Genomic DNA, 7,659 nt, shown 5'->3' on the forward strand with positions numbered 1-7,659 from the left:
GACGGGACGGTAGAGCGGCGGCACGCTGCGGAATAACGAGAGCTGCTCAACCACCGCTGATTTTGTTCAAAGCGACCCGACCCAAGCTCGCATCCGTGCGGAGCGGCGGTCTCCAGCAGGCTAAGCCGTTGCCTTATCAGCCCGAAGTGCACCCAGGGGGGACTGGTGCGCGTTTGTCAGACGGCTTCTTGGTCGCCGCCGAGGGAGGATCGCAAAGCAGTCAACGATAGCGGTAGAGGCGGACGCGATACACTTTCCCTTCCGAGGCGTCCGAAGAGGAGAGCCGCAACGACTGACCCTGGCCATTTTCGTCGCCGTTCAGCCTGCGGCCATTGACCATCGCGCCGTCCTTCAGAATTTGCTCGTCAATGCTTTCGATGCCGACAATGGGCGGCCCTGGGCGGTCCGTGGTGAAATTAATCTGCATGTCGCCCGCGCCGACGACGATGAATTCGTCGGGCGCGGTCTGGAGGAACATCGCCGCGACCCGGCTGGCAGGATCGACAGTGCCGTCGGGGCCGCTGGCGCGGATCATGTTGACCATATAGTCGCCGATGCGGCCCCGGCCGGACCGCTGCGCCGACCCTTCCATGATGATGGTGGCGATCCTTCCTTCAGCCTGTTTCTGGAGCAGCAGCGGCGCAAGCTGTTCCAGCACGCCGTAGAGCGCACCGATGACCGGGTCGCCATCCCCGCCGGTGCCGAGTCCGACGCTGGGGTCGCCCGCCAACTGTACGCCGCGCTCGTCGATCCCGAAGGGCGAGAAGCCAAAGCCCTTGAGAGCGCCGAAAGTGTAGAGCGCGTTCGCCGCACCTGCCGCGCCGCCGCGCGCTTCGGGCACGAACAGCGCATTGTCGGGCCTGCGATATTCGGATGCCCAATAAGCGTAATTGTCGAAATAAATGTCCGGCGCGAGGAAATCGAGCGTGGGCGCGCCCGCCTTCCATATATCGATGGCGAAGGGCAGGGGACCACCGGAATTATATTGGCCAGGCTCGTAATTGGGGCGGATCAGCGCTGCGTTGGTGAACATGGGCAGCGCATATTCGGCTTTGCCGGCGGCGGCGACATGATCGATATACCGGGCGTAGGACCAGGACATGAAAAGCGAGTCCGTCATGCCATTGTCCCCGAAAACCTCGATCCATGTCCCGGTCGAGCGCCCGCCCGCCGCTTCCCAGGCGGCGCGCAGCTGTGGGTTCAGCGAGGCGCGGTGCGCCGCCAGATAGGCCATCAATTCCGCCGGCACCGGCCGGGCGAACGCGGCTTCGGCATCGGGGGCGCGATCGCGCGATTCGGGGATGACGCCGACTTCATTTTCGACCTGCACCATCAGCACCGTCTGGCGCGCGCCGTCCACCGCCTTCAAATGGCGCATCAACTGCGCGAAGGCGCGCGCGTCGGCATCGCGGGCGGCTGTCGACAGGGTGGAAATTCGTTCCGTGCCGCGCCCGTCGGCGGTCTGCATGCGTGGGAAGCGCTGCTGGTCGCGCTTCACCCAGGCGGGGACATAGCTGGAGAAGGTGTTCTTCCAGGTGCCGAACCAGAGGAAGACCAACCGCAGGTCATGGTCGCGCGCGCCCTTTATCAGCCCATCGACATTGCTGAAGTCGAACCGGCCTTCGACCGGCTCGATCGTTTCCCAGGCGACGGGGACCAGCACGGTGTTGAGATTGTCGCGCACCAGCAGCGGCCATTTGCGGCTGAAATGATTGAGGTCGCTGGTGCTGCTGTTCTTGACCTCGCCGCCGAGGACGAGGAACGGCTTGCCGTCTACGATCAACTGCGTCGCTTCGCCGCGCTGCTCGAAATGGGGCAGAGCGGGGGCGGAGGATGAGGCGGATCGGCCGGGCTGAGAAAGAAGGCAAAGCCCTGTAGCCAATAGCAAAGCGATCATGGGTCGCATCGAATTCCTCTCCGCCGTTTTAGAATGGGAACGTTACCATTAGCAACGGCAGGCCGCAGTGCCAAGACGGACGGCATCTTGTTCAGGCTATGGGCGGCCTCGCCACAACTGACGGATTGCACCAGCCAATTCCGCCTGGCGAAAGGGCTTGGTGAGGCGTGGCAGGTCCGGATCAATGCCCTTGGCGTCGGCATATCCCGACATGACAAGCACTTGCGTTTCAGGCAGCCGTTGCAGAACGGATCGAGCCAGTTCCGTTCCGGTCATTCCGGGCATCAGATGGTCGGTAATCAGCAAATCCGGCTTCATTCCCTGACCGATTATGATCTGTGCTTCATCGGCCGACGTGGCGGACGTCACCTCGAAACCCAGATCGCCCAGCATCTGCGCCGCCGACTCGCGCACCAGGTCTTCATCATCGACGAGAATGGCGGTGCATCCGCTGAAGGGAATGATCGCGGGCGCTGGTGCATCAGCTCCCGAACGGACGCTTTCTCCGCTTGATGGGAGCCAGAGGCATATCGTCGTGCCCTTGCCGAGCACGCTGTCGATCGTCAGCGCGCCGCCAAGCTGCGCCGCCAGACCATGAGCCATGGACAATCCAAGCCCCGTCCCGCGTCCCACGCCCTTGGTGGAGTAGAAGGGCTCGATCGCGCGTTTTTTCGTTTCCTCATCCATCCCCATTCCGGTGTCGGCGACGCAAAGGCAGATATAATCCCCCGGCGCCATGCCGTCGATTTCATTGTCCTGCACCAAGGATCGTGAGACGGTGAGATGCAATGCGCCCCCATCGGGCATGGCGTCGCGCGCATTCACGCTTAAATTGAGGAGCGCCATTTCAAGCTGGTTCGGGTCGGCGACGGCTGCGGGAAGACCGGCCGGCGCATCCACCACCAGCTCGATCCGGGGACCAAGGGTGCTGCCGAGCAGGTCTGTCATGCCCGCTACCAAGCCCGACACATCGACCGGCACGGGTTGAAGCGGCTGTCGGCGCGCGAAGGAAAGCAGACGATGGACGAGCGTTTTGGCGCGATCCGCTGATTGCATCGCCGCCGCGATGAATTTGCGGTCCCGCTCATCGCCCAACCCTTTGGCGTCGAGGCGATCCAGCGCCCCCATGATCGGTGTCAGCAGGTTGTTGAAGTCATGTGCGACGCCGCCGGTCAGCTGACCCATGGCCTCCATCTTCTGCACCTGCCGCAGCGCCTCTTCGGCCGCCACCTGTTTGGTGACATCGCGGCTCGATCCGATGATGCGCTCTACCGCTCCAGCATCGGAAAATAGCGGGATCAACGTGGTGTCCCAGATACGGGGCGAACCGGACAGCTGAAACGCCTCGCGATACTGATGAATGTCGCGCGTTTCGACGACCACCTGATAGGCCGCTATGACCGTGGCGGAGATTTCCTTAGGCAAAAACTGCTCGACGCGCTTGCCGCGAATTGTTTCGAATTGAAAGCCGACGCCGGCCTCATGTGCCGGATTGATTTGCTCGACGAGAAAGCCGCCATCGTCTTCCACTCGGACGACGAAAAGGGGATCTGGCGTGTTCTGGAAATAGGCCCGATAAAGCATGTCGGCTTCTCGTCGAGCCACCTCAGCATCTTGCAGCTCCTTCGTCCGCGCCTCGATCCGTGCCTCCAGCGTGGCGTTCAGTTCGCGCAGCTGAGCTTCGGCCGCATCCCTGTCGATCACCAGGCGGACGCGCTCGGCCAGCTCCTCCATGAATTCGACTTCCTCAACATGCCAGGCGCGGGGCGTGCGGCTGTTGAGATATACGATGGTATGCAGCTGTCCCCCGCGTCGGAAGGGCACGACCAATATCGCCCTGGTGTCGACCTGTCTGGCCGTCTCTCGTGTGAGCGCTTCATCACTCAGGTCCGCTTCCATCAGATCCTGGATGACGACCGTTCGCCCTGCGCTCAGATCAGCCACGATCTTCACGCCGAAGGACGCGGCAGGCAGGCGCCCCAGAAGCGGCGGTACAGAGCCGTCAGTCCAGCAGACATCATATTGGAAGATGTTGTCGGCCTGGCTCAGCTCTCCGAACCCCGTGCGCGATACGGAGAAATGCTCGCCGATCGCTTCGGCGACCTGCCGCAACGCTGCTGCGGTATCTTCCGCGCGCAATATGTCCGCGATGCGGAGGCGCATCGCAATCCGGGCTTGCCGCCGGACATAGGCGCTCAGGTTCCGCTCGATGGCGGCGGCCCCGCAGGCCATCAGCAGGATGAATATCGTGAAGGCGCTGATCGCAATGGCGAGGGTGGTTTGCGCGAGCGTTTCGCTGCCGCGGCCCACGACCATGTGGCTGGCGCTTGAGAATATCGCCGCCTTCATCCCGGCAAAATGCATCCCTGCTATAGCGACGCCCATGACGATCGCTGCCACCAGCCGGCGGCGCAGGGTTTGCGCGTGCGTCGTCAGCCACATGGCGGCGGTTGCAGCCGTCGCGGCGATCAGCACGGAGGTCAAGAGCCAGGGCCAGCCATAGCTGAGCTTCGCATCCATCCGCATGGCGGCCATGCCGGTATAATGCATGGCGAGCACGCCCGACCCCATCAGCAACCCGGCCGACAGCACCCGCGTCGCCGAGACAGGGCTGCGGCTCGCGAGGGCGAAACCCGCGCCGGTGAAGCCGATCGCCAATGCCAGCGATAACAAGGTCAGGCCGATATCATAGCCGATCGTCATGCCGGGCATGCTGAACGCCAACATGACGACGAAGTGCATGCTCCATATGCCGCCGCCGAGAACGAGGGCGGCCGCGACAAGCCAGCCCTGTTGCATCCTGCCACGGGATTCGCGTGCCCGGTCAGCCAGATTGAGCGCGGTGAAGGACGCGAATATGGCGATCGCGATCGACAGGACCACCAGGGCCAGATTGTGTGTCCCATGCATCATCATGCAGAGGGGATTCCCATAGCATAGCTTTGATCGCAACATCCTAGAGCAATATAGGTGTCGCGGCGTGGCTGCACCGCCCGCGGCTCGCGCGTCAGGCCGCGACCCAATCCTTGCGCAGCGCCTTTCCCGCCAGCGCCATGAACAGCCCGGCAAGAAGGTAGAAGCCCAGCGCCGCGACGATCGCGTAGCGCAGCGCTTGCGTCCCGAACTGCGGCGTCAGCGCGTCCGACAGGCTGCCAACGGCCCAGCTGCCAAGGCCCAGGCCGACCAGATTGTTGATGAGGAGAAAACTGGCCGAGGCGCTGGCGCGCATATGGGCGGGCACCAGATGCTGAACGGCGGTCAGCACCGGGCCGAGCCAGACATAGACCAAAGCCTGCGGGATCAGGAACAGCAGGAAGGCGAAGGTGACGCTGGAGGACAGTACGCCGATGACAAACAGCGGCATTCCGACCACATAGCTCACCGCCGGCACCCAGGCATAATAAGCGCGGTCGCCGCTCCCCATCCGATCGCCCAGCCATCCGCCCAGCAGCACGCCCGCAACCCCGCCGATCAGCAGCAGCCCGCCGAGGAACTGCCCGGCCCCCAGAAGATCGAGGCCGAAGCTGCGCATGAGAAGGCTCGGCAGCCAGAAGGCGACGCCATAGCCGCACATCGAACTCGATGCCGCGCCCAGCGCCAGCAGCCAGAAGCTGCGTTTGCGCGCGAGGATGCCGAACACGGCCGAGACCGGCACCGCATCGCCGCTGCGGGCAGGCCGCGCCGGCTCCCGCACCACCAGCCGGAAGATGGGTGCGATCAGCAGCCCCAGCACCCCCACGACGATGAAGGCCGTGCGCCACTCCACCGCCTGCGCGATATAGCCGCCCAGCAATACGCCGCCCGCCGACCCCAAAGGGATTCCGAGCGAATAGATGGAGAGCGCCCGCGCCCGTTGGTGCGCCGGGAAATAGTCTGAAATGACCGCATAAGAGGGCGCAACCCCGCCCGCTTCGCCTACGCCCACGCCGACCCGAAACAGGAACAGCTGCACGAAGCTGCCCGCCATCCCGCACAGCGCAGTGAAGCCGCTCCAGACAGCCAGGCTGACAGTGATGACCCAAGTCCGGCTGGTCCGGTCGGCGAGCAGCGCCAGCGGGATCGCCAGCGTCGAATAGAGGAGGGCGAAGGCGATACCGCCGAGCGCGCCGAGCTGCGTATCGGTGAGGCCCAGTTCCGCCTTGATCGGCCCGGCGAGGATGCCGAGGATCTGCCGGTCGAGAAAGTTGAACGTGTAAACGAGCAACAGCATCGCCAGTACGACGGCGCGATAGCGGGGGGAGGCGGTCTGGTCGGTCATGCGGTTCTCACCCATCTCCGTTCAGTTCGAGCTTGTCGAGAACCGATGCGCGAAGGGTTCTCGACAAGCTCGAACCGAACGGAGGAGGCGTTACGAAATCAAAACTTCACCGTCGCCGTCACGAAAACCTGCCGCGGATTGCCATAGAAGGCCGTCAGCGTCCCCTCCCGCCCCAGCGAGGGCGTCGGGAAGCCGGCGGCGTTGTTGATGATCGCGCCCGTCACCGGGTTGGCCGCGACGAAGGTGTAGCCCGACGTCTTATACTCCTTGTCCAGGATATTCTTGCCATGGACGCCGAGGCTCCAGCGATCATCGGGCGCGGTATAGACGATGCTGGCGTCCCACAGCGCATAGCCCTTCTGATCGATATAGGGGTTGGGAATCTCGAATTGATAGGTCTTCGACCGCCACGACACGGTCGTCCCGGCGTAGAGGCTGCCGTCGCCTACCGGCGTCTGATAGGACAATGTCCCGCTTGCGGTCCATTTGGGCGTGTTCTGCACCTTGCGGAACGCCGCTACATCGGTCGGCACGCCGCCGATATTGGTGATATACTCGCGATATTGCGCGTCGATATAGCCGATCGCCGTCTGAAGGTTCAGGCGATCGCCGGGCGTCATCATGTCGCGGCCCAGACGCGCATTGCTCTCGAACTCCAGCCCCTTGAACCGTGCCTTGCCCGCATTGGACACGATGCCGCAGAAGGAGGGAGTGGGGACGCCGCCGACAGCGACGGTGCAGGCGACCGATCCGGGTATCTGCACATCCTTATAGTCCGCATAGAAGCCCGCCAGCGCCACATAAAGCGCGCCGTCCATGAGGTTGCCCTTGTAGCCGACCTCATAGCTGTCGACCTCTTCCGGGCGGAAGGCGAGGAAGGAGGCGACTTCGCTGTCCTGCCGCACGCCGTCGCCATTCAGGTCCGGCGCGTTGGTGCCCACCCCGCGCGGATCGAAGCCGCCGCCCTTGAAGCCCTTGGAATAGCTGGCATAGACATTGTGATCGGGCGTCGGCTTGTAGCTGACCGAAAAGCGCGGCGTGAATTTCTTGTAGTTGGCCTTGCCGCTGAAATCCGTGCTCGGCGCGCCGAAGGGCAGGCCCGCCCCGCCGAACACCGGCGATCCGCCGCCGAGATAATTCTGCCGGAGAATGTCGGCGGTGCGCTCGTCCCAGGTGTAGCGGCCGCCGGCCGACACGCTGAATTGCGGGCTGAAATCATAGGTGAAGTCGCCGAACACCGCATAGGTTTCGGTGTCCACATTCGCCTGGGTGAAGGCGGTGAGGCCCGCGACCGTGGTGAACAGCCGCACGTCGAACGCGGTGTCGGCCCTGGCGTCCAGATAATAGAAGCCGACCATCCCCTTGAGCGGACCAGCATCGACCTGAAGCTGGAATTCCTGGCTCAGCTGTTCGTTGAAGTAGAAGGCGGGCACGTCGACATCGACCGCAGGCAGCGCGTCGAAGTCGATCGGCGAGGCGCTGTCATCCTTGCGCCAGGCGCTGA

At 63.7% G+C, this 7,659-nt stretch carries 4 protein-coding genes; all 4 read right to left on the reverse strand.

From position 1 onward, the window contains the following. Nucleotides 1-220: 220 nt before the first annotated feature. On the reverse strand, nt 221-1,906 hold the full coding sequence (locus V2B31_RS06810) for a GH35 family beta-galactosidase (RefSeq protein WP_328276712.1): 1,686 nt from the start codon (nt 1,904-1,906) through the stop codon (nt 221-223). Nucleotides 1,907-1,993: 87 nt separating this feature from the next. Next, nucleotides 1,994-4,813 carry an MHYT domain-containing protein gene (locus V2B31_RS06815; RefSeq protein ID WP_328276713.1) on the reverse strand — a complete coding sequence of 940 codons (2,820 nt, stop codon included), beginning with the start codon at nt 4,811-4,813 and terminating at the stop codon, nt 1,994-1,996. A 91-nt stretch (nt 4,814-4,904) separates the two neighbouring features. Continuing rightward, complete coding sequence (locus V2B31_RS06820) at nt 4,905-6,155, reverse strand: spinster family MFS transporter (RefSeq protein ID WP_328276715.1); 1,251 nt, start codon at nt 6,153-6,155, stop codon at nt 4,905-4,907. A 98-nt stretch (nt 6,156-6,253) separates the two neighbouring features. Then, the coding region (locus V2B31_RS06825) for a TonB-dependent receptor (RefSeq protein ID WP_328276717.1) at nt 6,254-7,659 on the reverse strand (1,406 nt) is incomplete at its 5' end.

Origin of the sequence: Sphingobium sp., assembly GCF_036170395.1 — a bacterium.
In the GTDB taxonomy this organism is placed as follows: domain Bacteria; phylum Pseudomonadota; class Alphaproteobacteria; order Sphingomonadales; family Sphingomonadaceae; genus Sphingobium.